Origin of the sequence: Halobacillus sp. K22, from assembly GCF_052246795.1 — a bacterium.
Taxonomy (GTDB): Bacteria; Bacillota; Bacilli; order Bacillales; family Halobacillaceae; genus Halobacillus.
On record NZ_JBQQCN010000033.1, the window covers coordinates 1 to 25,302 of the forward strand.

The window sequence follows — 25,302 nt, forward strand, 5'->3', positions numbered from 1 at the left end:
CCAGCCGTTGATGAACGGCTTATGTCTCGAGTGTCTGGGTGATGGAACAAGACGAGTTATTTCCCCACCAGCCCTTCTCACCATTTGATTAACGGATCCATTTATCTCGAAATCGAGTCTTCAACTATACGGCCCTATTGCGTAATAAGCCTCTTTATAAAAAATCAGCAATAAACTTTAGCAGAACCATTAATTTAAGCCTTTATCCTTTAAATGGATACGACGGAAGGCCACGGACTTTTGTTTTTAATTTAAACAGCCCTCCTGCTTCCGGATACTTCTCTAAGTCCTCGTCACTCATACCTTTTCTGGCCGTAGTGATATAGAGTTCATTCATATCTTTACCGCCAAAGACACAGCAAGTTACATTGACAGCCGGAACTTCGATGAATTCTAACCGCTCTCCGTTCTCAGGGTCCCATCTGGAAACGCCTGCTCCACCAAAATGAGCGATCCATAGCATCCCTTCTTCATCAATGGTCATTCCATCCGGTGCTCCCTGACCGTCCGGAATGGTAATCACGGTCTTCGGATTGGTGATTTCCCCTGTCTCCATATTAAAGTCGTATCGCACCACTTGTTTGGTGGGAGTATCAATATGGTACATATAAGAATGATCAGGTGACCATGCCAACCCGTTTGAGATGCTGAGTCCATTCAGCTTTTCTGTAACTTCAAGATTTGTATCGAGCCGGTAGAGCGCTCCTTTCTCCTGCTCTTCCTCTAAATTCATAGTCCCTGCCCAAAACCTTCCTGCAGGATCACATTTTCCGTCATTAAAGCGATTACCTGGCAAATGATTTTCCGGATCGGTGATAGGCTCCAGGTTTTCTGACATCCAGTTATAAAAGTAAAAACCATTTTGAAGCGCAAGAATGACTTCGCCATCCTCTCGCGGTTGAATTGTACCAGGATACTGTTCTAACTCTACCGTCATATTTTCATGCTGGACAGGATCATATCGGTGAATCTTTTTCTCGACAATATCCACCCAATACAGAATTTCCTTCTCTGAGTCCCAGCTTGGACCTTCACCTAATGTTGATTTAGAATCAAGTACTAATTGTATAGACATGGATATCCTCCTATAATTTGATTGCTACTATAATAACATTTCTTTCCTTTTTTTAACGATAAGCAAACCATTTGTAACTCATTCTTAAAAAAAATTACAGAAATAGGCCATCCGTCCCTCCTACTAATAGTTAGCGCTTACATTGCTTATATTCTATACAATGTTTACATGCGCACCTGTTAAAAATCGCTCGATATCCTGTCCTCATTACGATTCGATGTATTTGACTATACACATTATTCTGATAACATTATGAAAACATAGGGGAAACTTTCAAGTAACTATCAAAATAAATGTAATTACAGGAAGGTGAAAGTGTGACAAATCAACCAAAAACAAATGATCATACAACTCCCTTACGCCGGGATATTAGTGAACTGGGTAAAATGCTTGGTAATTTACTTGTTCATCATGGCGGGGAAGAGTTACTAAACAAAGTTGAAACGATTCGTCAATTGACGAAGGATCTTCGAAGTAATCATAGTTCATCTACTTACAATCAATTGAAAGAAGAAATCCAAAGCCTCAAGCCTCCTATGAGATCCCAAGTAATCCGGGCTTTCTCAATTTATTTCCACCTCGTTAACATAGCTGAACAAAACCACCGTATTCGCAGACGCCGCGAGTATCAACTGAGAGAAGACCACGGAGCTCAGCCTTTCTCTCTCGAAAGCGCCGTACTAAATTTAAAGAAAAATAATTTCTCAAAAGATGTAATTCAAAAGGTATTGGATGATCTTTCACTTGAGTTGATTATTACTGCACACCCAACGGAAGCCACCAAACGTACTGTTCTGGAAATCCAGAAGAGAATCGCAACTATTTTACAACAGCTGGATAATCCTCAGCTTACCAAAAACGAAAGAGAGAGTTTGCTGGACAGCCTTCAAAACGAAGTCAGTGTTCTATGGCAGACCAATGAACTGCGCGATCGCAAGCCAACCGTAATGGATGAGGTGCGAAATGGTCTCTATTACTTTGATGAGACGCTTTTCGATGTGCTTCCAGAAATCCATCAGGAACTGGAATATTGTCTCGCGGAGAACTATCCGGAAGAAGATTGGGATGTGCCTAATTTTCTTCGCTTCGGTTCATGGATTGGAGGCGATCGGGACGGAAACCCGAACGTAACCCCTGACATTACATGGCAGACTTTACAGAAGCAGCGTAACCTTGTACTGAACAAGTATGAAGAAGTGCTTGTTGAGTTAATGAAGCGTTTCAGTCATTCTTCTGCTCAAGTAACCGTTACAGACGAATTAATGAAATCCATAGAGGAAGAAGAACCGCTCCTTCCAAAAGGGAAGAAATGGCGCGTGGAAAAAGAAGTTTACCGCCGTAAATTCGCTATCGTTCTGGAGCGTCTGCGCCAGGTCGGTCAATCAGATTTTGGCTACAATTATGCGGATGAGCTGCTTGAAGATCTTCATCAAATTCAGGCAAGCGCCAAAACTCACCAGCCGGCCCGACGCGAATTGAAGAAATTGCGCAAACTGATTCGCCAGGTTGAATTGTTCGGCTTCCACTTAGCAACGCTCGATATCCGAAATCATAGTGGAGAACATGAGTCGGCAGTGGACGAACTGGTGCGCAAAGTAAGTATTGAAGACAACTACAGTGAGCTTTCTGAAGACAAGAAAATTGAGGTTCTGCAAAGTGTATTGAAGGATCCACGTCCTATCTCATTATTAAACGAAGATTATTCGGACAGTACCCAGGAAATGCTTACCGTCTTCCAAATGATCCGTAATGCACATATTGAGTTCGGGAAACGTTCCATTGAAGTTTACCTGATCAGTATGACAGAATCCGCAAGTGACCTGTTAGAAGTGCTCGTCCTTGCTAAAGAAGCTGGCATTTACCGTCTGCACGCCGACGGAACTGTGGAAAGCAATATTAACGTTGCTCCCCTCCTGGAAACTGTGGATGATCTCGTAGCTGGACCAGAAATCTTAAAGACGTTATTTGAGATGGATGTATATGCCAAACATCTTGAGCACCGGAATAACCACCAGGAAATCATGCTTGGTTATTCAGACGGCAGTAAAGATGGCGGTACATTGACAGCTAACTGGAGACTATATAAAGCCCAGCAGGAAATCCATACAATGGCCCGCGAATATAATATCGGACTGAAGTTCTTCCACGGGCGCGGAGGCTCCTTAGGCCGCGGCGGCGGTCCACTAAACCGAAGCCTTCTTTCTCAGCCGGAAGAAACATTGGGTGACGGTGTGAAAATTACTGAGCAAGGGGAAGTTCTTTCCTCACGCTATTTGATAAAAGATATTGCGTACCGTAGTCTCGAGCAAGGTGCATCCACCTTACTCGAAGGGGCAGCCAACGTATCCCAGGAATCAGAGCAAGCGCATAACCGTGAAGATGCATGGGAACAGGCAATGGAAGAAATTGCTGAAACTTCCTTGAAGAAGTATCAATCCTTAGTATTTGGCGACAAAGACTTCTTGACCTATTTTAACGAAGCTACGCCATTAAAAGAAATCAGCGAACTGAACATTGGCTCACGTCCAATGAAGCGTAAAGACAGTTCCAAGTTTGAAAACCTGCGTGCGATCCCATGGGTATTCGCCTGGTCTCAGAACCGCCAACTGATTCCTGCCTGGTATGCAGCTGGTTCTGGTCTCGCGAGTTACGCTGAAAATAATAACGATAGACTTGAACAGCTTCAGCAAATGTATATTAACTGGCCGTTCTTCCGCTCCACCATCAACAACTTGCAGATGGCCCTTACTAAAGCGGATATTCAAACAGCCCAGGAATATACGCAGCTGGTTAATGATCAAGAGCTTGGCGAACGAATTTTCAACAACATCGTTGATGAATACGAGCGAACAAAAGAAATTCTCCTGAAAATCTCTGGGGACGAAGAATTGCTCACTCACCAGCCAACGATTAAAGAGTCCGTACGACTGCGTAACCCTTACGTCGATCCGCTGAACTTCCTTCAAGTGGAGCTGATTAAAGAGCTGCGCGCATCGGAAGATCAAGATGATGAACTATTAACCGAAGTCCTGCTGACCATCAGTGGTATTGCAGCTGGCCTTCGTAATACAGGTTGATTCAGAACCTTATATCTTATAAAAAAGCTCACAGCTTATGGCTGTGAGCTTTTTTTGAGGATTTCTAAACGATTAATCTTCCTTACCTGCTATGTTTTCCATATGCTGTTTAAACTCTTTTATTTTTTCATCCGGCTGCAAGTTTAATTCTTTCTCTTTTCCTTTCCAAGACCTCTTCGCATCCACGGTAACACCAGTCTGCAATCCTTTAGAATCATTGATTACTCCTTCCTGCTTCCCATCAGGGTGCGGTGAAACCTCAGAGTGAACATTTTGTGAATCCTTCGACATACACACTTCCTCCTTTTTTATTAACTTGAGTGTAAGCGGAAGAATTTATTCTCATGAAGGATACATCGATATGATTTCATCCACTCATGTAATACGGGGCGAATAGGACAAAAATGGATGTACATAAACTTGGATTAAGGATAGGAGGAACCCTATGGAAATTCTAATAACCGCTGGATGCTCTATCTTGGCAAGCTCCTATATTACTTATAAATGGACTATGAAGCAAAAAAAAGAGACGTATTCCCTCGCTTATTTTCTATCCAAAACGGATCGCTCTCCTTTGAAAGAGATCATAGAAACCATTCAAAATGCCAGGAAAACCATTGATGTAGCGATTTTTCTTTTTTCCAACCACAATATAACGGCTGAGCTGATTCAAGCTTCTAAACGCGGAGTTAAAGTGCGAGTATTTACTGACCGCGAACAGGTAAAATTGTTTGCAGCACAGATTAAAAACATTAAGGAACTTACGGACCACGGGGTTGCTGTCCGTACGAATACCCACGATGGGACAATGCATATTAAAATGCTGATTGCTGACCAGAAGCATGCTTTAGTTGGTTCTTATAATTTCACTTATAATGCCGAACGGAAGAATGATGAAATCCTGCTGAGGGTGGACGATGAAAGAATGGGGCGTCAGCTGAGTTCAGTGTTTGAAGAATTATGGCAGGACGGAGTGAACTGGCAGTTTTATAAAGATCAGCCCCAGGAAAAGATTAGTTAAAGGGACGGAATTCTCCATCCTTTTTAGTATTTTTCCAATTGTTTCCCCACTAAAAGGCCGGATTAATGAAGATTCAGTTTCGAGGTATGAAGTGGGTGAAGGGACTCTATGGAACGACTCGCTTTCCGCGGGCGTTTGTTGAGCCTCCTCGAGCTAAAGCTCTCCGGGGTCTCACTTAAACCACTTATCCCGCAGGAGAGTCTTCGCCGTTCCCCTCTGCCCCCAGCGATATAAGTTTCTTTGGAAAGGCTTAGATCTCATCCTATTAAACTAACTGAAATATTGTTCAAACACCGATGGTATAAGCTTTTCGAAAGCACTTCCTTTATGCATATGCAAGGATGGTTTCGTTCCTCCACACAAAATAAACGACACCGTTCTTATACAATCGGGAGCTTATCCGTGAAAATCAACAAGGAACGTAGAAGTAAAACGAAAAGGTGCCTTCCTTTTAAATGGAAAGCACCTTTTCGTGTAATTAATCGTTATTCATTTTCACCTAACATACCTTCTATTTCACTCATAATCGAGCCTGCTTGTTCCCAATCTCCATTGGATAATGCACTTTGATATTCCTCAAATAAAGTAGAAATCTCCTGGAGTTTTTGCTCTGATTCTAACAAGTCTTGAGTGTTTTCATTTCCTTCAGGCTGTTCTTCTTCTCCTTCGCTCGGTTCAACGTCTGGATCGGTTCGAGCAAGAAGACTTTCGATAGCCTGGTCAAATGTAGGTTCCATTACAATCTGATCCCCGTAAGCAAGAATTATCTGCTTCACTTCAGGAAGGGACGTTTCGTTGGAAGATTCAATGTAGATCGGCTCAGCGTACAATACCGTATCCTGAATTGGAATGACAAGCAGATTACCTCGAATAACTTCCGAACCGCCCTGAGACCAGAGGTTTAATTGCTGAGAAATGTTACTGTCCTGGTTAATTCTATTTTCAATTTGCTGCGGACCATAAACATTTTCTTGTTTAGGAAAACGGTAAACAAATGTTTCTCCGTAGTTCTCCCCATCGTTTCTTACACCCATCCAGGCAATCATATTCTGACGATTTCTTGGTGTGTAAGGTGTCATAAGCACGAATTCTTCCTCATCACTTTCAGGGAGTTTCATGGTGATGTAATATGGTTCCATTTCTATATCTTCATCAAAGTATTTTTCTGTTGGAAACTCCCAATAGTCTTCCCGGTTATAAAATACTTCCAAGTTTGTCATATGATACGTACCATACATGGATGCTTGTATTTTAAACAGATCCACGGGATAACGGAAATGAGACTGCACATCGGACGGGATATCTTCTGTAAAGAGATCTGGAAACATTTTCTGATATGTTTGAAGCAGAGGCTCATCGGCATTAACAGCGTAAAAGTTTACTTCACCTGTGTAAGCGTCAATCGTTACTTTTACAGAGTTTCGGACGTAATTTTCTTCCCCACTGTGCGGCTCTGAGTAAGGATATCGTTCTGCCGTTAAGTATGCATCAAGCATCCAGGAAAGACTGCCATCTTCACGAACAAAGATATATGGGTCCTCATCATATTGCAGAAAAGGAGCTATTTTTTCCACTCGATCCATAATGTTTCGTTCGGCCAGCAGCTGACTGTCCCCGGTCACCTGATCCGATACAAACATTCGGAAGGATCCTGCTTCTAAACTGAAAAGCGCCCGGTTCAGACCTGAGAGCGGGATACCCGTATCTGCTTCAAAGCGTGTGGACTTATTTTCCTCACCGGAAGGGTAATCAAATTCATCTACTCCACTGTTCACAATCACATTTTGGTAGTTCTCTTCACCAAAATAAATTTGCGGACGAGTGATATCCATGACCCCTTGAGAAGGAAGATTTTTCAGCATATACTCCGGCTGCCCTTGAGCCGTGATTTTATTTACGTCACTCATTGCTATACCGTAACCATGGGTATATCTTAAGTTTTCGTTCACCCATGTTTTAGCCTGGGACGGAAGGTCCTCCGTGTTTAATTCTCTAGCTCCAAGGAATACCTGCTGATATTCTCCATCCACCTGGTATCTGTCGATATCGATATCATTGAATTCATAGTAGGTTCTGAATGTTTGAAGTTGATTATAAATATCAAGAATCGGTCTAGCATCGTTAATCCGGACGTTATTAATAGTCAGCTGGTTGCTTTCAATCAACGATTGATCCAGTGTTTCATTGCCTGGATGCTGCCGTTCATCAATCGTGTCCAGATCATATGCAGCCCTAGTGAAATTTAAATTATGCTCAAGATAAGGACTCTCTTTTGAGAATTCATTTGGTGATACTACATAGTTCTGGACAATGAGAGAGGCAGCTTGGCTTAACAGGGCTATTCCTATATAAGCAATTACAGGAATCAGCATGGCTCTATATTTGCCTCGCATCAAAGCAATAATCATCCACACTGCCCCGATAATAGCTACACCGGCTAAACCATAGGAGGCAGGAATATTAATTACATCATCTGTATAACTTAACCCATGCACCACGCTGGTTTGAAAAACATTCACTTCATTAGTCAGGAGCGTGCCGAATGGCGCTAATACATGTTGCATAGCCAAAAGCAGTGCTATTACTGCCAGGGTTCCGCCCATATGAAGCTGGGCAAAGCGACTTTTTCGGTACATATTAAAAGCGGAATAAAAGCCGATTTCAACAAGAAGCAAGAAAATTCCTAAGCCCATTAGAGTATTTACAGCAAAATTAATAAATGGCAGTTCAAACATATAAAAAGAAATATCCATGGAGAAGTGAGGGTCATTCACCCCAAAGGAAGTATTGTTTAAAAACTTCAGCCACAGCTCCCAGCCTATACCTTGAACAATACTGCTACCGAACAAGCCAACTAAGGCCGAGACTCCAATACTGATGAGACGGCCCCACTTCTTATCCCGGATTACGGATGGCAGTTCATCCCTTTCAAAATAGCGAATGTACCCTTTTCTGATCAGGGAAAGAGTTACATATGTGAGAACAAAATAAACAATGAATCCAATAATACCTAGCAAGATCTTCGTACTGAAAATTGTCGTATACACTGATTCGAATCCAAGAGAGTCCATCCAAATGTAATCGGTGATCCAACTCAGGGTAATCCATAAAAGAAAGGCAAGTACGACCAAAACTCCGAAAATTTTCCCTGCTAAGCCAAGGTATTTCTTTTGCTTCTTATTCTGCAGTGGTCGAATATTATTTGTCTGTTTATCCAACTTTCTCCTCCTCCAAGTCTATTCAGGACATGCCTCTCCTGTTTCTTCAATAAAAACGCAGTGAGCCAAAAGATCCTATGGACTAACTATATTCTATTCTATAGGAATCCGTAAAATTTCTAATTGTTCGAAACCTAACAGGCTTTCCCTATCGTTATATGTAGCTATACGTCTCCCACTGTCTATTAGTTTCATTTTTATTAAAAAAACCAGCCAAGAGATTGGCTGGTTTTTCTCACAAATTAATACAGTTTTCCCTGGCGATACATAATCGTGGATAATTTCATTACCGAATGAATATAGCAATTCTGCCTAAGCGGGAATGGATCTCCAAAGAATTGTGGTAAAATCGTGTCCATTGTATATTTCATTTTATCAAATAAGCGCTCATAAACCTGATCCTCTGTCATAAACTGCGCTTCACGTCCCTGAATCCATTCGTAGTAGGAAACAATAACCCCGCCTGCGTTCGCAAGGATATCCGGTACAATTAATACACCTTTGTCAGCAAGGTATCGATCAGCATCTTCTGTAATCGGGCCGTTTGCGCCTTCTATTATCATAGAAGCCTGAATCCGTTCCATATTATCTTCGTGAATTTGATCCTCAAGCGCAGCAAGTAGAAGAACGTCACAATCCATTTCCAGCAGTTCATCACGCTCTCTGATCTCTGCTTTAATTTCATGCTCTTCCAATTCTTCTTCCGTCGTTGGAAGTTCTCCTTCTGACTCTTCCGTGAACTTGATAAGGGCAGGGATATCCAGCCCATCATTATTGTAAAGCATGACATTATGGTCACTGACCGCTACGATTTTGTTTTGAAGATAATCGCATTGATAAGCTTCAAGCGCAGCGACAGAACCCAAGTTCCCGAACCCTTGAACCGCCACACTGAGCTTTCGATCCTGATGGTTCAAAGCTGTTTGAGCAAAAATATTCTCGGTTTCTGACAACCATTTTCTATTTTCATTTAAGAAATTGTACATCATATAACGAAAGGTGAAATAAACTCCTTTACCGGTAGCTTCACGTCTTCCAAGCGATCCGCCGTTAACCACACTTTTTCCTGTAAAGCTATTTCGGTAAGGCTCGCCAGGATGAATGTTTTTGAATTCACCCATCATCCAGTCCATTTCTCTTTCTCCTGTTCCTACATCCGGTGCGGGAATGTCTTTATCGGGACCAAGGATATCATCAAAATACTGCACATATTTCTTACATATCAAATTAAGCTCTTTAATATTGTACTCCTCGGGTTTGATAACCACGCCGCCTTTTCCGCCGCCAAAAGGAAGCTCATGCAGTGCATTTTTCAAGGTCATCAGCTTAGCCAGATTGGACACTTCTCCTTCGTTCACGGATTCGTGGAATCTTACCCCGCCTTTATAGGGCCCCACTGTATCACTGTGCTGTACACGAAATGCCGGAATACGGACAATGGTGTTGTCATCCAGCGTCACCCTCAAAAAGGATTTATGTATATGATTGGGGGTGGAAAGTAAAGCCACCAGTGATTTAAAAGCCTGTTCACGTGTCTGCGCCTGGAGATCAGGCAGGAACGATTCATCTTCCATTAAAGCTTTCATTGATTCTTCAATAATGGTCTGTTGTTTTTGCATCTTTCTGATCCTCCATTCTGTACTTTTTGTCCTGCGTCTTATTTCCTTGTCTAATGCTTTCTTTCCCTAATTTTGAAGTATGAAACGTTTTCTTTCCAAGAAATAACTTCTCTTGAATTCTAAAGCATTTGGGGTTAAAAAAACCCGACTCTCCAAGGAGAATCGGACTCTTCCTAGCTATCCAAGTATGTTATAACCTGAATCTACATATACAATTTCACCTGTAACTCCTCTGGAAAGGTGGCTCATCATGGCAAGCGTCATATCTCCAACTTCTTCCTTGGTTACATTTTTGCGAAGCGGGGCAGTGTCTTCAATCTTGTGGAGTATTTCATTAAATGAAGGCACTCCTTTTGCTGCAAGCGTGCGGATTGCTCCCGCTGAAAGAGCGTTCACACGGATATTATGCTTCCCTAGATCTGCTGCTAAATATTTTACAGTAGATTCTAGTGATGCTTTGGCCACTCCCATCACATTGTATCCTTCCACAACGCGCTCAGCACCGAGATAACTCATTGCTGTTATTGCGCCTCCTTCTTTCATATATGGGTGGGCAGCTTTGGCAACCGCAATTAGTGAATAAGCGCTTGTATCCTGAGCAAAGGCAAAGCCGCTTCTTGAAGTATTAAGAAATTCGCCTTTTAAATCCTCCGCGTGAGCGAAGGCGATGGAATGTACCACCCCGTGAATACAATCCACTTTTTCTCCAATCCCCTGAAAAGCTTCCTGAATACTTTCATCACTATTAACATCACAGGGAACGACCGCTTCTGCTATCATTTCATTCTCATCCAGCAGCTTTTTTAATTTTGTATAAGAACGATCTTTCCTGTATGTAAAAATAAGGTTTGCCCCTGCTTTATATAGGGACTGAGCGACACCCCAAGCCAAACTGCGGTTATTCGCTACACCCATGATCACTACATTCTTGCCTGCCATCTTTAGTAAATCTTCCATATGAACCTCCATTAAACGTTATTAATAACTGATATCATTACCATCCTATCATAATTTATGTGAGGCTATTTACTGAATGGTTATGAATGATGGCTACTTAATTTACAATAGACCACTTCTAAAATTCAACGCTGATCTGGATCTAATGAAAGGTAAAAACGCCTTAAATACAATTTCCGTGATAGTTTTCCGGCTACCATTTCCTAAAGCTTTGGCTTTATTAAATCTCAGTATTGATTTTACAGATAAGCTCCCTTTTCTGGATGACTTGAATTCGAGATAGTTAGGTCCGTTACGTAAGATGGAAAGGGTTGGTGGGGAAATAACTCGCTTTCCTATGGGGGAACGGTGAGCTTCCTCGCTCGTTTCACTCCCTGCGGGATCTCACCTAGTTCCTTCTCCCATGGGAGTCTCATCATTTCCCCAACAACCCAAGATGTTTAAGAAAAACGGACCCTTCTAGAAGAGAAAGATTCTCCTACTTAATCTGGATTAAATTCGTTTGTGGCAGGCTATTGCGGGTTCCTTAATATAAGTAGAAAACCACATGGTCTAATTCCTCATCACGCAGGTGATGTTTGAAGTGTTTTTAGCTTCTGATTTGGCAAGGGCCGGAGGGGGAAGATGTAGACTCCTGCGGGATGAACATGATCGGTGAGATCCCGCAGGGCTGTTAAGCCCGAGGAAGCTCACCACATGCCCGCGGAAAGCGAAATCGTCCCCCTCCGGACCTTCCTCATAACCAATACCTCGAAACCGAGTCTTAAAGTGAACGGCCCTATTGAGTAATAAGTCACTTATGAAAAATCAACAATAAACTTTAACAGAGCCAAAGCTTTAGTTAGATGACCTTTTTAGCTCTATATGAACAAAGCGTTTGTTCATAGTCGAAAAAGACTTTCCTGTTATTACTGAAATCGGCTGGCGAAAAATGGGACCGTCAAAGACAAAAGTATGAAATTCCCCATGTTCCCCGCAAGGATCAACAGAAGACGGGAGACGGTTTAAGAAGTCATTCGAATATTCTTCACCCATAAAATCCGGGGAAAGCTGATCGGTATCAACTGTGGTCACGATTGCCATAAATCCACTATTAATAAATTCATTGGCAATTATTCTAGAATCAGCTTTCCAGAGCGGGTAATAACCTTCCATCCCCAGCCGGTCCAACATTTCATCACGATAGGTGCGTATATCTTCCAGAAACAGGTCAGCATAGACAACCGTGTAAATCCCCTGCTTCTTAAACTCTTCGAACAACTTTTGAAGTTCCTGTTCATAAATTTCATTCGATGCCTGCGAGGGCAATTCTAATTCGTAATGAGGCAGACCGATGGCTTCCGCTTGCCTAGCAAGCCAAGTTCGCTTCACTTCATGCATCGGCAGACGGTCACTCTCAGAAGAAACGGTGGAAAATAAACCTTTGACTTTAACATTTGGATCATTTAACAATTTGAATAGTGCAAGGGAGCTGTCCTTACCTCCACTCCAGGACACGATTACATTCTTCATAGACTCTCTCCTTTTCTACTTTCTTTAAGTTTAGCGGATGAAAATATAATAAAAAACCTCCTGCCCTTTTGTGAGCAGAAGGCTTAGTTTATTTTTTACCCGTCCAGTAAGCACCGTCCTCCATATGGGCAAACGGAATATCAGTATCGACAAGTCCTGTAATCTTTTCCTGTTGGATATCTTCACCGCTCAGCCATTGATTAAAATCAAATTCTACAGGCGGCTGATCTCCTCCGAGGGCAAACCACGCTTTCATTTCCTGAGGCAGGTAGCCAGCCGTATGAATCGTACCTGCCCAGCTGCTGTATAGTTTAGAAAACACGCCTCTTGTAGTTCCATTCATGAATTCAAACGCTTCTTCCGCATTCTGCAAGGAACTGCGGTTTGTATTGATCGCGCTTTCCCGCTTTTTAGAATCAACAAGGTGGTTCCGATTTTCTTTGGTCAGAATCTCAAAGTGATTGGTGCAAACATTCGATTCTCTCACCTCTACCCCTCTTGGGGAAGCTTCAATTACAAATGTTTGGTTGCTCTTATCAAAAACGGTATAGCTGAACGAATGGCGGTGAGGAATTTGTTTGAGCATATTCACCGCTTCTTCAACACTGGCACAGGATTCGAGCACGAGCCGCCCGATCGCACAGCAGATAAACCCATCTCCCGGACGTTTCCTGTGCATAAAATTATATCCGAGCACAAGCCCCTTTTCATTCATGCCGTCCATTCTTCCTGTAATTCTCTGGGTCGGTCCGATAATAGCGTATCCTTGATCGGTTGGCTGAAAAAGACTGTAGCGTCCTTCATAGGTTTTCGGCATATAGTCATAATTCCGAATGAAATAACCTTCCCCGGTCATGATGGAACAGCCGGAACGTTTGTAGTCTATGCGATAGCCGCCAAACTCTTTCATGATGCGTTCCATCGACCAGCCGAGAGCATCTCTCAGCCCAAGGAGTTCATCCCACAAACCTGGCGCAAAACGGGTGATGGCTTCTTTTACCTCCTGGGCTTCGACTGTAAAACGAGGTTTTCTTACTTTCCATTGTTTTTCTCTATTTTTAACAGACCACGAATTTCGTAATAATTCACCTTGATAATAGCCAAAATTATAATGACTGCCGCGAAATTGTATGATGTCACTATGTACGTTTTTCATTCAGAATTCCTTTCTACGATGGTTTATGTAGTCACTTTACCATTTTCTTTTCACTGCCATAAAGATATTTGCACCATAGCTTGACAAAGAGCTAAATTAGCAGTAAAAAAGTCCTTACACTAAAGGGCCGGTTAGTTGAAGACTCAGTTTCGAGATATCTTGTAGAGAAAGGGACTCCAGGGAACGGCTCGCTTTCCGCGGGCATGTGGTGAGCTTCCTCAGGCTTCGCCTTCCGGGATCTCACCGATCATGTTCATCCCGCAGGAGTCTTCGCCGTTCCCTTCCGCCCCTTTGCGATCATTGAGAGCTCAAAATTCTCTGCATAAACGCCTTCCAATGAACAAGTATAACCTAGGATCCTACGAGGGTATAACTGTAAAAACCCTGTTATATAAGCATTTTGAGGCAGATTCAGAATGGCTTCTATCTCCTATAGCAGGGTCCGTTCACAAGAAATGGCTGGGTTGGTGGGGAAATGAAGAGACTCCCGTGGGAGAAAGAGCTAGGCGAGACCCCACAAGGAGCGATAGCGACTGAGGAGGCTTGCCAGTTCCCCCACAGGAAAGCGAGTTATTTCCCCACCAACCCTTTTCCATCTAGAGTAACGGGCCCATTTATCTCGAAACTGAGTCTTAAAGAAAAGGGAGCTTTTCTTTAACATGCCCCTGCTGAGTTAAGGGATCTTAATAATTACTCTGATATTTTTGGGGTATCCTCACAAAATAGGAGAAACTCGTGAAACTTGTCACGAATTGCTCACTTCTTCTAGTTTTTCAGAGAGAATTTTGATAATCTTAAAATAGTAAGAAAACCGTAAGCGTTTTCGACATAAATCGGTGATGCACCTAAATGTGAGCAGCTGAGAATGAATTTAAAAAGGTGGTGTTGATGCATGAAACGGTTAGTCATATTAGGCGGCGGGTACGGTGGCCTCAATATATTACATGGACTTCTAGATGATTTACCAAAAGATGTACATATCGTTGTTGTGGACCGTAACCCCTACCATTCACTAAAAACTGAATTTTACACGATCGCTGCCGGTACAGAATCAGATCGTCATGCCCGTGTGGATTTTCCTAAACATGATCAAGTAGAGTACGTCTTCGATGAAATTGAAAAAATTGATATTGAAAACGAAAAGGTATTAATGAAAAACTTCGCCTATGACATCGAGTACGATTACCTTGTAATTGGACTTGGATGTGAAGACAACTATCACGGAATTGAAGGTGCCAGGGAATTTACCGAAAGTGTACAATCTTTTTCACAAGCCAGAAGTGCAGGCTATTCTATTAATAATTTGGGAGCCTACGGTAAAGTCACGATTGTCGGGGCAGGCTTAAGTGGTATTGAAGTAGCTTCTGAAGTACGTGAAAGCCGTTCTGATTTAAACATTCGTTTACTCGATCGTGGTGAGACAGTACTGAAAGCATTCGATCATAAGATTCAGAAGTACGTGGAAAAATGGTTCCATGAGCACGATGTTGAAGTTATTCACAACGCAAATGTAGAATACGTTGAACGAGATGGTGTATGTAATAACGGACTCTGCTATATGAATGACGTCACTGTCTGGACAGCAGGCGTACAGCCGAATTACTTGGTTAGAGAACTTCCTTTTGACAAAGATGTTCAAAATAAGATCATTGTTAATGATTACTATCAAGTTCCAAGCTATCAAAACGTTTACGTAATCGGGGACTGCGCATCTGCCGAACACTCTCCAAGTGCTCAATTAGCAGGGCAACAAGGAGAAAAAGTAGCGGAAGTCATATTGGCCTTTCTTAAAAACCGTGTGCCGGAACCTCCTGGTGAGGTTAAACTAAAAGGCGCTTTAGGTTCTCTTGGTAAGAATGATGGCTTTGGCAACATGCTGCAAAAACCGATGACCGGAGTTTTACCAAGGCTTGCCAAATCAGGAGTCCTCTGGTTAAGCAAACGCCACTAAACTAATTTCTATTTAAGAAAGCCATTTTCCACTGAGGAAAATGGCTTTCTTTATTAAACGCGTACTGGTTCCAGCAGTCGCCCTAAATACTTAGCAAGCTCAAGCATCCCGTACACGCCGGCTTTTTCTTCTGCATCGGAATTATAATTCGTATTCGTGTTTACATCATAAGCGTATAAGTTCCCTTTTTGATCTTGAATAGCTTCAATAGCGGCAACTTGGATATTATTCGCCTGGAGAAAAGCTTCGAAGTCGTCAATAATGGCTGGACGGTAATTTTCCAGAATTTCAAATTTTGCTTTTTCCTGTGATTCTTCTGCGTCGGTTGGGCAGAATTGATCCTCAATTGAGCAGGCATCAGCTGGACACAATTCAAATCCTTCGGAAGTGTCCACTTTCACTCCATAGAGAAACTCCCCGTTTATGAACTCATGACGTACGATATACGGCTCGGGTGCTTCGATATATTGTTGAATTAACGTGACTCCATCGACAGGTTCTTCAAATCCTGAGCCTTCCACATATTCTTTAAGTGCTTCTTTAGAGTGAAACAGCTGCACGCCCTGTCCTTTACCAGCACGGTTATGCTTCGTGATAAATGAATTCATTCCCAGCTGATCTGCAGCTTGCAAAATATTCTCTTTCCCAACAGCGGAGATAGTTTTTGGAGTGCGGATCCCTTGTTGATTCAGTGCCATGTATTGATTTACTTTACTTATTTCAAGGTTCAACGCTTCTGTTCCATTTACGACAGTTCTACCGTGGCGTTCCAGCCAGGAAAGAACCGCCCCCGCAAATTCAGGAGCATAACGGTGGTTTCTCGTGTGAGAGGATGCACTGATCCGATTGTAGAAAATCCCTTCCGGCGGCTCTTCTGTTAAGTCTAATGTACCTTGATCCAGGTGCCATAATTCATATGGCAGTTCTAATTCTTCTAAACGTTCTGTTAAGTGAACGGTCCACTCATCGTTCTCGTGGAGTACATAAATTTTGCTCATAAAAAGGAACTCCCTTTCTGTAATAACAATTTCTTTTATCTTAACATAAAAAACCTATCTGTTTACTAGGAATAAGATTATGATACTTGCTAAATCTACTTCGTTATGGCAGAGTAAAATTATAACGTTGTTCATCAAATTGAATAGTTTGAATGTAGGGGGACCAGTATAGCTGGTTGAGATTGTATCCTTTTATGATACTGACCCTTAGAACCTGAACTGGTTGATACCAGCGTAGGAAACATAAGTAGCCGATATTCTGATCGTTTACTATATATGCACCCTAGGTTATGGTACCAGGGTGCTTTTTTGTATGGATTAAGCTCTTATTACCTCAGACGGTTCCCCCTCTTTTCTATTAATCTCTCTGATGGACATATAATTGGGAGGGAAGCAATTGAAAAAAATAATCACCATTTTAACTGCAGCTTTGTTAGTAACGGCATGCTCATCCAATAACGGCAAGAGTGAAGAAGCTGCAGCCAATCAAGAGGAAATGAATTCGGTTCAGCTGGTACTCGATTGGACTCCTAATACCAATCATACCGGGATCTATGTGGCCCAGGCAGAAGGTTTTTTTAAGGAACAAGGTCTGGATGTAGAAATCATGCTTCCAGGTGAAGCAGGTGCTGATCAGCTCGTTGCTTCCCAGAAGGCCGACTTCGGGATCAGTGCTCAGGAAACATTGACGGAAGCTCGTATTCAGGATATTCCTGTGGTATCGATCGGAGCTATTATTCAGCATAATACCTCAGGTTTTGCCTCTCCTAAAGACAAAGATATTACCTCGCCCGCTGATTACGAAGGAAAGACGTACGGAGGCTGGGGAGCTCCAGTTGAAGAAGCGGTGCTCTCTTCTCTCATGCAAAAAGAAAATGCTGATGTATCCGAGGTTGAGATTGTCAATATGGGAAATACGGACTTTTTCACAGCCGTGGAACGGGATATCGATTTTGCGTGGATTTATTACGGGTGGACAGGTGTGGAAGCCGAACTTCGAGGACAGGAGCTTAATATGCAATATTTAACGGACTACTCTGAGAAACTGGATTATTATACGCCTGTATTAACAACGAGCGAAATGATGATTAATGAAAATCCTGAAACTGTACAAGCATTTATGGCTGCCGTATCAAAAGGGTACGAATATGCAATCGAAAAACCGGAACAGGCGGCTGATATTCTTATTGAAGCTGTACCGGACCTTGATCCAGAGTTGGTAAAAGCCAGTCAAAAATGGCTGTCGCCTAAATATAAGGAAGACGCGGATAAATGGGGCGTCCAAAAGGAGAAAATTTGGAAGAACTACGCTGAATGGATGTACAATCATGACTTGCTTGATGAAAAGCTGAATGCTGAAGAAGCATTCACGAATGAATTTCTACCAGAACCAAAAGGAGGAAAATGAGTTGGCTAATTCACTTGTCAGCATTCAAATCATCCCAAAAACCGAGAAAAACGAGGATGTTATCCCTTATGTAGATCATGCGATATCACTAATTGAAAATTCCGGACTGAAATACGAAGTCCATCCTCTGGAAACAACAATAGAAGGAGAGCTTCCCACAATTTTTTCTTTAATCGAACAAATGAACGAGGCTATGGTTGAAAAAGGGTGCAGGAACGTCATTTCTCAAATTAAAGTGCTTTATCAGCCATCAGGAGCTTCGATGGATGATTTAACATCGAAATATCGAACATGACCCAAAGAATCATCAAAGGATGGAGGCCTGCTTCAGTCCTCCTCCTTTTCATTCTTTTATGGGAGCTCGGCAGTCGGTGGTTTGAAGTACCTGAGTGGCTTGTACCTCCGCCAAGCTTAATTATAGAAACTGGAATAAACAGCTGGGCAGATTACGCTCCACACCTCTTTTCAACCATTCGTTTAACTTTTTTCGGCTTTATGATTGGGGCTGGCTTCGGACTGTTACTCGCGGTCTTGCTTCACCTGCTTCCGTCAGTAAGAGAAGCCCTTTATCCTTTATTGATCTTGTCACAAAACATCCCTATTATCGTGCTTGCCCCCTTACTTGTTATATGGTTTGGATTTGGGGCTTTACCTAAATTGATTATTATCGTGCTTGTGTGCTTTTTCCCCATTGCCATAGCAGCCATGGATGGTCTGCGACAGACAAACCCTGAATGGATGCATTATATGAAAATGGCGGGTGCGACAAAAAGCCAGATTTTCAGGAAACTGGAATGGCCAAGCGCCCTGCCATCCATTTTTTCCGGAGTGAAAATTTCAGCGGCCTATAGTGTCATGGGCGCTGTAATCTCGGAATGGCTGGGGGCCAATAAAGGCATAGGCGTTTATATGACACTCGCTTCTTCCTCTTTCCGTACAGATCGGGTTTTTGTAGCCATTTTTTTAATTATGGGGTTAAGTCTTCTTTTTTTCTTACTTATTAACTTACTGGAAAAGAGACTCACAAACTGGCAAAGGAAAGGAAGTGGTACTCATGAATAAATTAGTTGTCGATCAGCTGACGAAATCCTTTGATTCCTCTATTATTCTTCAAAATGTGAGCTTCTCCATTCAAGAAGGAGAATTTGTTTCCATACTAGGCCCTTCCGGCAGTGGGAAAAGTACGCTGTTTCATTTAATCGGCGGGCTCTATCCGCCCGATTCAGGGGAAATTTATATTAATGGAGAGCGGACCACGGGTGAAAAAGGCAGGATTAGTTATATGCCTCAGAGTCCCTCTCTCCTTCCATGGCGAACCATTTTGGAGAACGTCGTCCTTGGCAGCGAAATTATTGAACAACCAAATAAATCGAATGCTCTCCACATGATTCAACAGGCAGGACTTGAAGGCTATGAACATGCCTATCCATCCCAATTATCCGGAGGGATGAAACAAAGGGCTTCCTTCATAAGAAGCTTACTCAGTCCGCAATCCTTAATTTGTTTAGATGAGCCTTTCTCCGCTTTAGATGAGTTCACCAGGATGGACATGCAGGAATGGCTGCTGTCTATTTGGACGGAACATCGGCGGTCTGTTCTATTTGTTACCCATAACATCGAGGAAGCTATATTTCTATCAGACCGGGTTATTGTATTATCAGACCGGCCGGCAAAGGTCCAGAGAGAGTTCACCATTCCATTTGACAGACCCCGGCATTCTTCTCTTATGCTGACTCGTGAATTTTTAAAATGGAAGAAAGAAATCTTTGAAGAATTGAGGGTATTGGTATGACTGCTTCGATCATAGATGCTCACATACATTTTGATCTCTACCATAAGGAAGATCGATTGAAGATACTGGAACGTTTAGCGGCCACAGGCATATCATCCATGATTAGCGTATCCAGTCATCTTGAATCTGGAATGACGAATCTGGAGCTCGCTCTGGACGATCAAAGAATTAAACCGGCTCTTGGTTATCATCCGGAGCAGCCGCTTCCTTCTAAAGATGAAATTCATGAAATCTCTTCTTTGGCTCGAAGGTATAAAAACAGCATTGCAGCCATAGGAGAAGTCGGACTCCCCTATTATTCCAGAAAAGAAGATCCGTCTATAGACTTGGAATCTTATGTAACACTGCTTGAACATTTTATTAAGCTTGCGAAAGAGCTAGACAAACCTATTGTTTTACATGCCATCTACGAAGATGCCGATCTCGTTTGCGGTCTGTTACAAAAACATGGAGTGAAAGATGCACACTTCCACTGGTTCAAAGGAAGTTCCGCAACGGTTCATTCCCTGATTAAGAATAACTATTATATATCCGTTACCCCTGATTGTGTCTACAAGTCTAAAATTCAGAAGTTAATTGAGGTATACCCGCTGAATCGAATCATGGTCGAAACGGATGGCCCGTGGCCGTTTGAAGGACCGTTTAAGGGCAGGATCACTCATCCTGAAATGATACATGACTCGATCTCCAAGATTAGTGAAATTAAAAAACTTCCTTTACAAACCGTGTACCGCACTATTTATCAAAATACCACAAGTTTCTTCCGGCTCTAAAAAGCAGACGATTCTACAAAAAAGCAGTGCCGTTAACATTCGTCCAACAGTTGTGGGCACTTTAACGGCACTGCTTTTCATAATTACTAGTTTACTCTGTCGTGTTTCCTTCTGCAGGAATAGGATGATTGCGATAAATTTCTGCCAGGTGAGTAGTATTGTATCCAAGCTTCGTGACTTGGCTTTTCGTGAAGTCATTTTGTATGCCTTCCGCTTCCATATAGGATGGGCCTGGGCCTGCCTCTCCTACCCAATAAGCATCTACGTTTGGTGGAATAGTAAACCCAAGAGCTGCAAGTCGGTAAAGAATACTTTCTGCCACTTTCTTCGCACCGTCTTCATTTCCGGTAATGACCATTCCAGCCACTTTGTTATAAAAGATAGGCTGACCTTTTTCATTGGTCTCACTTCCGCTGCCGTTCAACCGTTCAATTAGCTTGGTAGCAATACTGCTTTGCTGTCCAAGCCAAATAGGCGATCCAACGATTAAAATGTCGGAAGCTTTTATCTTTTCTAATACTTGCGGCCACTCATCTCCGCCGCCTAAGTCTGCGCTGATACCTGGTGGTATATGGTAGTCTGCCAAACGAAGAGATTCATATTCGACTTCTTTTCTATCATAGATTTTTCCTACTTCTTCCCAAAGTGCCTGCGTATTGGATGGTTCTTCAGACTTCTTTAAAGAAGTATTGATGAACAAAGCTTTTAATTTACTCATGATTATTCCTCCTTCTTTCTTATCCTTATTACACATTCCCACTTCCATTTTATAACAAACCTTGTGTGAGGCTCCGTAAGAAAGGGTACTGATAAGGAAAGAAAAATAAGGAGGTCATCTCATGAGTCCATTGAACTTAAACGAACAAGTTCCTGATTTTACCTTGCCTGGCGTTTCCGGAAATAAATTTTCCTTTAAGAATTTCCTTAATGAAAACAGAGATGACTGGCACTTGCTGATTTATTTCAGGGGCTCCTGGTGCCCGGCCTGCATAGAAGAGTTGAAAGGTTTAGAAGAAAGCAAAGAATATTTCGATAGACATCAGGTGCGCCTTACAACCATATCGGCAGATCATAAGGACAGTCTTCAGAATATGGTGAAGAAACACGGGCTTTCCTTCCGGGTTTTAGCTGATCAAGAACTCGATGTTTTGAAGCAATATGGTATTCACTATCATGATGAAAACAGTCCTTATGAAGATCATGGGACCCATGGCGAACCTGCTTATTTTTTAACCGATGGAGATGGGAAACTCCTTTATCAGCAGCGTCAGACGAGTCCTTTCGGCCGTCCGCATCCAAAGGAACTCCGTAAAATCATCCAGTATATAAGAAAAAACCTTAAGTGAAAATATTCCATTAAAAGAGCCGTTCCTATTTGGGTAGGAACGGCTCTTTGTTAAATTATCCGGCTTTTTTAGCCACCACTTCTTTATTTATCATTTGTTTTTGTTTAATTAGCTGTCTGACAAACCATAAGGCCACGGCCGTCCATATAACCGCACCAATAATCATGGAATTTGAGTAAGCAAGTCCAAAACCTTCCGGAGCGTAGAAAATGTAAGAACTCACTACGGCCGTCATAAATAAGGCAGGCACACTGCAAATCCAATGAAATTTTTGGTTTTTAAGCAGATACATAGCCCCTGTCCACAACATAACGGTAGCCACAACCTGGTTGGACCATCCTACATAACGCCAAAGAAAACTGTAATCCATCTGAGTAAGCAAGAAAGCTGGAACGGCTACAGGAATGGCAAATAGAACTGGCACCCATTTTCCATTCAGCTCTTTGCTAAGAAGAGGTTTCACTGCATCTGCCAGCATCATCCGTGAAGAACGCAGCGCGGTATCTCCCGTGGTAATCGGCAGAATAATTACACCAAGCACGGCAAGAACCCCACCAAAGGTACCAAGTGTTGTACTGCTGATTTCGTTTACGACACCGGCTGGCCCACCTGCATCCAGTGCAGCTTGCAGAGCCCCAGTGCTTCCGAAAAACGTCATCCCAGCGGCTGCCCAGATTAGAGCAATAATCCCTTCAGCAATCATAGCACCGAAGAACACTTTGCGCCCTTCGCTTTCTTTTTTCAGCGTACGAGCGAGGATCGGACTTTGTGTACTATGGAAGCCTGAGATTGCACCACAGGAAATGGTGACCATCAGCATAGGCCAAACCGGCAGTTCCTGAGGATGCAGGTTGCTTAGTGTAAGGTTTGGAATCGATTGGTCGAAAAAGAAAATTCCAATCCCTATAGAGACGGCCATAAAGATCAATACAGCACCAAAGATCGGATATACTTTTCCAATAACTTTATTTACAGGCAGCAAGGTGGCTACCAAAAAATAAGCAAAGATAATAATAATCGATGTTAAGAATCCTAGCGGCGTTACCTCGGCCATTAACTGGGCCGGTCCTGCCGTAAAGGCTGCAGCGACGAGCACCATAAGAGCAATAGAAAGTAAATTAATAACGGTTTTCACCGGCTTGCCTAAATATTTGCCGACCAATTCTGGATATTGAGCGCCTCTATGGCGAAGGGAAAGCATCCCGGAGAAATAATCGTGTACCGCTCCTGCAAATATGGAACCTACAACAATCCATATAAATGCTACAGGACCGTACAGAGCTCCTAATACGGCGCCAAAAATCGGACCCAGACCTGCAATATTAAGCAGCTGGATTAAACTCGCTTTCCACCAGCTCATAGGCATAAAATCGAAGCCGTCATTTTTGGTATAGGCAGGCGTTTCCTGCTGATCATTTATACCAAAAATTCGCTCCACCACCTTCGCGTATACAATGTAACCGACAATAAGTAATAAGATGGAAGCGATAAATGTGACCATCGCTGAGCCTCCTTTCAAAAATGAATGTAAGGAGTATTCTAGCTAGACCATCAAGGAAAGACAACCCAAATTCCGAAAATTTATTTTTTTCTCTTTTTTTTCTTATCTCTAAAGCGTTTACATTGCTGATTGCCCATCTTACAGGGAATTGAGGGGGATTTTTCCACTTAGATCATTAGCTAGTGTTCGTAATATCCATCTACTAAGAAAGCTTCCAATTATGGAAAATTTTTTCACTGCTCAAGCCTCAGTATTTCAGGTAGAACCTTTAGATTCTCAAAGGTTGCCCGATTATTTTACTGCTTGTCTCTGTTAAATGTTGTGGTTGATTTATTATCAGAGATTTATTCAACAATCGGGCCGGTTAGTTAAGACTCGAATTCGAGGTAAATCGTGGTCCGTTACTTAAAAGGTATAGGGTTGGTGGGGAAATAACTCGGCTTGTTCCATCACCCAGACACTCGAGACATAAGCCGTTCATCAACGGATGGAAAAACCGCCATCCTTTTGATGCTCGGCTTATGCTGTTCGTGTCTTTCGGGGTGACTGCACATTTGAACACTTTCCTATGGGGGAACGGTGAGCTTCCTCGCTCGTTTCACTCCCTGCGGGATCTCACCTGATTCCTTCTCCCGTTCTTACACTCATGATCGATGGAGTCATAAGCAAATGCCTAAACGGCGTGGAGTGCTATCCAGCTCCAGCACCTAGCGGCTAGTGAGACTTCCCTCACTTCTGTACGATAAGGCAACATCGAATCGCTTTGCTCTTCGTGTTTTCTTTATCTCCGCCAGCTCAGTCCAGTCCATACGCCGCTGACCAAGGTGCTTCCACTTTCAAGCTGGGAGTCTCGCCATTTCCCCACCAACCCAGTCACGGGAGAATAACCGGACCCTCTGAAAAGAGAGTATCCTTTACTCCTTACCCCGCCTGACTGCTTATATAATAGGCTATCCCGCACAGTTCCAGACTGGAATAGTATCTACGCCCATGTGATTATTTCTTCTCAAGCGGGTGAAGGATGAAGCCGTTTCGAGTTTCTCATTCGGCCAGGTCCGGAGGGGAACGGGGAGACTCCTGTGGGATAAACATGATCGGTGAGACCCCGGAAAGCGTTAGCTTGAGGAGGCTCAGCACAGAAGAGGAGGTTCGACTAAGAACGCCACGTCGTGTGGCAACGTCGAACGACCCTGCGTCGTGCAGGGCCGGAAAGCGAGTCGTTCCCCGCAGGACCTAACTCTCTCCCTAAATATCTCGGAACTGAGTCTTACAGAAACGGGAGCTTTTCTGTAAAATTAACATGGAGATTTATCTAAGACTGTTTTTTCACAAATATGTACTATGAACATCTTGGATTTGCTCATAAAAAAATCCTTTCCAAAATGGAAAGGATGGTCCATAACTTTAAAAACTGCCACTTCAATGGAAAATGGTTAAGTTTCCCGCAGTCGTTTATACGATTATTGAAGTGGCATTAACCTAAACCTACCACAGCTTATTCTGTACATCAAGCCGGTAGAATAAGAAAAGGTTCCTAGTTTTGCTTGGATGGAAGACTCCGTTTATACTTCCCGAATTTATTTAATAGTTCATCCAGCTCTTGCGAAATTTGAACAAGTTCTTCGTCGGTAGGATTCTGATTATATATTTCATACATCCGAATTCTAAGTTCCTCAATCTGCTTCTCTAAGCGTGCTTTGTAATCCACACTTCCACTCCCTTCTGGAATTATTTTTCCCCCGGTACTTCCCCTTAAACTTGTTCTTGAAGGATTCATATTAAAATTGATGACGTTCAATCCTCCAGAAGGACGATGTAAAAATTGTCGATTATTGCCCAGGGAATAAATAGCTCTGTTTCTGATTTTTTTCATCTCATGTTAGGATAGATTCAACTAT

At 42.6% G+C, this 25,302-nt stretch carries 20 protein-coding genes and 1 riboswitch; of the genes, 9 read left to right on the forward strand and 11 right to left on the reverse strand.

What is annotated here, in order from left to right:
* Window positions 1-202 precede the first annotated feature (202 nt).
* Window positions 203-1,075, reverse strand: coding sequence for an SMP-30/gluconolactonase/LRE family protein (locus tag ACTWPM_RS18355; protein ID WP_443134432.1), 873 nt, complete (start codon window positions 1,073-1,075; stop codon window positions 203-205).
* A gap of 317 nt (window positions 1,076-1,392) precedes the next feature.
* Here ACTWPM_RS18355 and ppc point away from each other — a divergent pair, with 317 nt between their 5' ends.
* A complete protein-coding gene (gene ppc / locus ACTWPM_RS18360; protein WP_443134433.1) occupies window positions 1,393-4,152 on the forward strand; it encodes a phosphoenolpyruvate carboxylase in 2,760 nt (919 codons plus the stop codon).
* A gap of 72 nt (window positions 4,153-4,224) precedes the next feature.
* Here ppc and ACTWPM_RS18365 read toward each other — a convergent pair whose 3' ends face one another.
* On the reverse strand, window positions 4,225-4,443 hold the full coding sequence (locus tag ACTWPM_RS18365) for a hypothetical protein (RefSeq protein WP_443134434.1): 219 nt from the start codon (window positions 4,441-4,443) through the stop codon (window positions 4,225-4,227).
* Between the two features lie 154 nt (window positions 4,444-4,597).
* Here ACTWPM_RS18365 and ACTWPM_RS18370 point away from each other — a divergent pair, with 154 nt between their 5' ends.
* The gene (locus ACTWPM_RS18370) at window positions 4,598-5,173 is read left to right on the forward strand and encodes a phospholipase D-like domain-containing protein (protein ID WP_443134435.1); all 576 of its coding nucleotides are present in this window, start codon (window positions 4,598-4,600) and stop codon (window positions 5,171-5,173) included.
* Window positions 5,174-5,658: 485 nt separating this feature from the next.
* On the opposite strand, the gene ACTWPM_RS18375 is transcribed toward ACTWPM_RS18370, so the two are convergent.
* The 5 genes from ACTWPM_RS18375 to ACTWPM_RS18395 form a co-directional block, all read right to left on the reverse strand.
* Window positions 5,659-8,391 (reverse strand): UPF0182 family membrane protein, encoded by a 2,733-nt coding sequence (locus ACTWPM_RS18375; protein WP_443134436.1) that lies wholly within the window; start codon window positions 8,389-8,391, stop codon window positions 5,659-5,661.
* 242 nt (window positions 8,392-8,633) lie between these two features.
* Window positions 8,634-10,010: a Glu/Leu/Phe/Val family dehydrogenase gene (locus ACTWPM_RS18380; RefSeq protein WP_443134437.1), complete on the reverse strand. Its 1,377-nt coding sequence runs from the start codon at window positions 10,008-10,010 to the stop codon at window positions 8,634-8,636.
* Window positions 10,011-10,187: 177 nt separating this feature from the next.
* The gene (locus ACTWPM_RS18385; RefSeq protein WP_443134438.1) at window positions 10,188-10,967 is read right to left on the reverse strand and encodes an enoyl-ACP reductase FabI; all 780 of its coding nucleotides are present in this window, start codon (window positions 10,965-10,967) and stop codon (window positions 10,188-10,190) included.
* Window positions 10,968-11,804: 837 nt separating this feature from the next.
* The gene (locus tag ACTWPM_RS18390; protein ID WP_443134439.1) at window positions 11,805-12,479 is read right to left on the reverse strand and encodes a diphthine--ammonia ligase; all 675 of its coding nucleotides are present in this window, start codon (window positions 12,477-12,479) and stop codon (window positions 11,805-11,807) included.
* An 88-nt stretch (window positions 12,480-12,567) separates the two neighbouring features.
* On the reverse strand, window positions 12,568-13,635 hold the full coding sequence (locus ACTWPM_RS18395) for a C45 family autoproteolytic acyltransferase/hydolase (RefSeq protein ID WP_443134440.1): 1,068 nt from the start codon (window positions 13,633-13,635) through the stop codon (window positions 12,568-12,570).
* Between the two features lie 892 nt (window positions 13,636-14,527).
* Here ACTWPM_RS18395 and ACTWPM_RS18400 point away from each other — a divergent pair.
* A complete protein-coding gene (locus ACTWPM_RS18400) occupies window positions 14,528-15,586 on the forward strand; it encodes an NAD(P)/FAD-dependent oxidoreductase (protein WP_443134441.1) in 1,059 nt (352 codons plus the stop codon).
* A gap of 53 nt (window positions 15,587-15,639) precedes the next feature.
* Here ACTWPM_RS18400 and ACTWPM_RS18405 read toward each other — a convergent pair whose 3' ends face one another.
* Window positions 15,640-16,584, reverse strand: a complete 945-nt coding sequence (locus ACTWPM_RS18405) for an ATP-grasp domain-containing protein (protein WP_443134442.1) — start codon at window positions 16,582-16,584, stop codon at window positions 15,640-15,642.
* Window positions 16,585-16,730: 146 nt separating this feature from the next.
* A riboswitch (TPP riboswitch) is annotated at window positions 16,731-16,842 on the forward strand.
* Window positions 16,843-16,981: 139 nt separating this feature from the next.
* Between ACTWPM_RS18405 and ACTWPM_RS18410 the strand changes: the two genes are divergently transcribed.
* Genes ACTWPM_RS18410 through ACTWPM_RS18430 form a run of 5 tightly spaced genes read left to right on the forward strand, consistent with a single transcriptional unit; the run spans window position 16,982 to window position 20,557 of the window.
* The gene (locus ACTWPM_RS18410; protein ID WP_443134443.1) at window positions 16,982-17,992 is read left to right on the forward strand and encodes an ABC transporter substrate-binding protein; all 1,011 of its coding nucleotides are present in this window, start codon (window positions 16,982-16,984) and stop codon (window positions 17,990-17,992) included.
* A gap of 1 nt (window position 17,993) precedes the next feature.
* The gene (locus ACTWPM_RS18415; protein ID WP_443134444.1) at window positions 17,994-18,287 is read left to right on the forward strand and encodes a thiamine-binding protein; all 294 of its coding nucleotides are present in this window, start codon (window positions 17,994-17,996) and stop codon (window positions 18,285-18,287) included.
* Window positions 18,284-19,054 carry an ABC transporter permease gene (locus ACTWPM_RS18420; protein WP_443134445.1) on the forward strand — a complete coding sequence of 257 codons (771 nt, stop codon included), beginning with the start codon at window positions 18,284-18,286 and terminating at the stop codon, window positions 19,052-19,054. Before ACTWPM_RS18415 ends, ACTWPM_RS18420 begins: the two co-directional genes overlap by 4 nt.
* Window positions 19,047-19,784 carry an ABC transporter ATP-binding protein gene (locus ACTWPM_RS18425; RefSeq protein WP_443134446.1) on the forward strand — a complete coding sequence of 246 codons (738 nt, stop codon included), beginning with the start codon at window positions 19,047-19,049 and terminating at the stop codon, window positions 19,782-19,784. Before ACTWPM_RS18420 ends, ACTWPM_RS18425 begins: the two co-directional genes overlap by 8 nt.
* Window positions 19,781-20,557, forward strand: a complete 777-nt coding sequence (locus ACTWPM_RS18430) for a TatD family hydrolase (RefSeq protein WP_443134447.1) — start codon at window positions 19,781-19,783, stop codon at window positions 20,555-20,557. The genes ACTWPM_RS18425 and ACTWPM_RS18430 overlap by 4 nt, the downstream gene beginning before the upstream one ends.
* Before the next feature lie 91 nt (window positions 20,558-20,648).
* On the opposite strand, the gene ACTWPM_RS18435 is transcribed toward ACTWPM_RS18430, so the two are convergent.
* Window positions 20,649-21,275: a flavodoxin family protein gene (locus ACTWPM_RS18435; RefSeq protein ID WP_443134448.1), complete on the reverse strand. Its 627-nt coding sequence runs from the start codon at window positions 21,273-21,275 to the stop codon at window positions 20,649-20,651.
* Window positions 21,276-21,396: 121 nt separating this feature from the next.
* On the opposite strand from ACTWPM_RS18435, the gene ACTWPM_RS18440 reads away from it, so the two are divergent.
* A complete protein-coding gene (locus ACTWPM_RS18440) occupies window positions 21,397-21,903 on the forward strand; it encodes a peroxiredoxin family protein (RefSeq protein ID WP_443134449.1) in 507 nt (168 codons plus the stop codon).
* 55 nt (window positions 21,904-21,958) lie between these two features.
* Here ACTWPM_RS18440 and ACTWPM_RS18445 read toward each other — a convergent pair whose 3' ends face one another.
* Together ACTWPM_RS18445 and ACTWPM_RS18450 are read right to left on the reverse strand one after the other, a co-directional pair.
* On the reverse strand, window positions 21,959-23,404 hold the full coding sequence (locus ACTWPM_RS18445; protein WP_443134450.1) for a carbon starvation CstA family protein: 1,446 nt from the start codon (window positions 23,402-23,404) through the stop codon (window positions 21,959-21,961).
* Between the two features lie 1,534 nt (window positions 23,405-24,938).
* Complete coding sequence (locus tag ACTWPM_RS18450; RefSeq protein ID WP_443134451.1) at window positions 24,939-25,112, reverse strand: aspartyl-phosphate phosphatase Spo0E family protein; 174 nt, start codon at window positions 25,110-25,112, stop codon at window positions 24,939-24,941.
* Window positions 25,113-25,302 lie beyond the last annotated feature (190 nt).

What these genes read in the sequence shown, in the direction of transcription:
- ACTWPM_RS18380 (WP_443134437.1), bottom strand. Translation starts at nt 10,010, where the DNA reads ATGCAAAAACAACAGACCATTATTGAAGAATCAATGAAAGCTTTAATG.
- ACTWPM_RS18430 (WP_443134447.1), top strand. Translation starts at nt 19,781, where the DNA reads ATGACTGCTTCGATCATAGATGCTCACATACATTTTGATCTCTACCAT.
- ACTWPM_RS18400 (WP_443134441.1), top strand. Translation starts at nt 14,528, where the DNA reads ATGAAACGGTTAGTCATATTAGGCGGCGGGTACGGTGGCCTCAATATA.
- ACTWPM_RS18405 (WP_443134442.1), bottom strand. Translation starts at nt 16,584, where the DNA reads ATGAGCAAAATTTATGTACTCCACGAGAACGATGAGTGGACCGTTCAC.
- ACTWPM_RS18390 (WP_443134439.1), bottom strand. Translation starts at nt 12,479, where the DNA reads ATGAAGAATGTAATCGTGTCCTGGAGTGGAGGTAAGGACAGCTCCCTT.
- ACTWPM_RS18365 (WP_443134434.1), bottom strand. Translation starts at nt 4,443, where the DNA reads ATGTCGAAGGATTCACAAAATGTTCACTCTGAGGTTTCACCGCACCCT.
- ACTWPM_RS18420 (WP_443134445.1), top strand. Translation starts at nt 18,284, where the DNA reads ATGACCCAAAGAATCATCAAAGGATGGAGGCCTGCTTCAGTCCTCCTC.
- ACTWPM_RS18435 (WP_443134448.1), bottom strand. Translation starts at nt 21,275, where the DNA reads ATGAGTAAATTAAAAGCTTTGTTCATCAATACTTCTTTAAAGAAGTCT.
- ACTWPM_RS18385 (WP_443134438.1), bottom strand. Translation starts at nt 10,967, where the DNA reads ATGGAAGATTTACTAAAGATGGCAGGCAAGAATGTAGTGATCATGGGT.
- ACTWPM_RS18440 (WP_443134449.1), top strand. Translation starts at nt 21,397, where the DNA reads ATGAGTCCATTGAACTTAAACGAACAAGTTCCTGATTTTACCTTGCCT.
- ACTWPM_RS18395 (WP_443134440.1), bottom strand. Translation starts at nt 13,635, where the DNA reads ATGAAAAACGTACATAGTGACATCATACAATTTCGCGGCAGTCATTAT.
- ACTWPM_RS18370 (WP_443134435.1), top strand. Translation starts at nt 4,598, where the DNA reads ATGGAAATTCTAATAACCGCTGGATGCTCTATCTTGGCAAGCTCCTAT.
- ACTWPM_RS18445 (WP_443134450.1), bottom strand. Translation starts at nt 23,404, where the DNA reads ATGGTCACATTTATCGCTTCCATCTTATTACTTATTGTCGGTTACATT.
- ACTWPM_RS18425 (WP_443134446.1), top strand. Translation starts at nt 19,047, where the DNA reads ATGAATAAATTAGTTGTCGATCAGCTGACGAAATCCTTTGATTCCTCT.
- ACTWPM_RS18355 (WP_443134432.1), bottom strand. Translation starts at nt 1,075, where the DNA reads ATGTCTATACAATTAGTACTTGATTCTAAATCAACATTAGGTGAAGGT.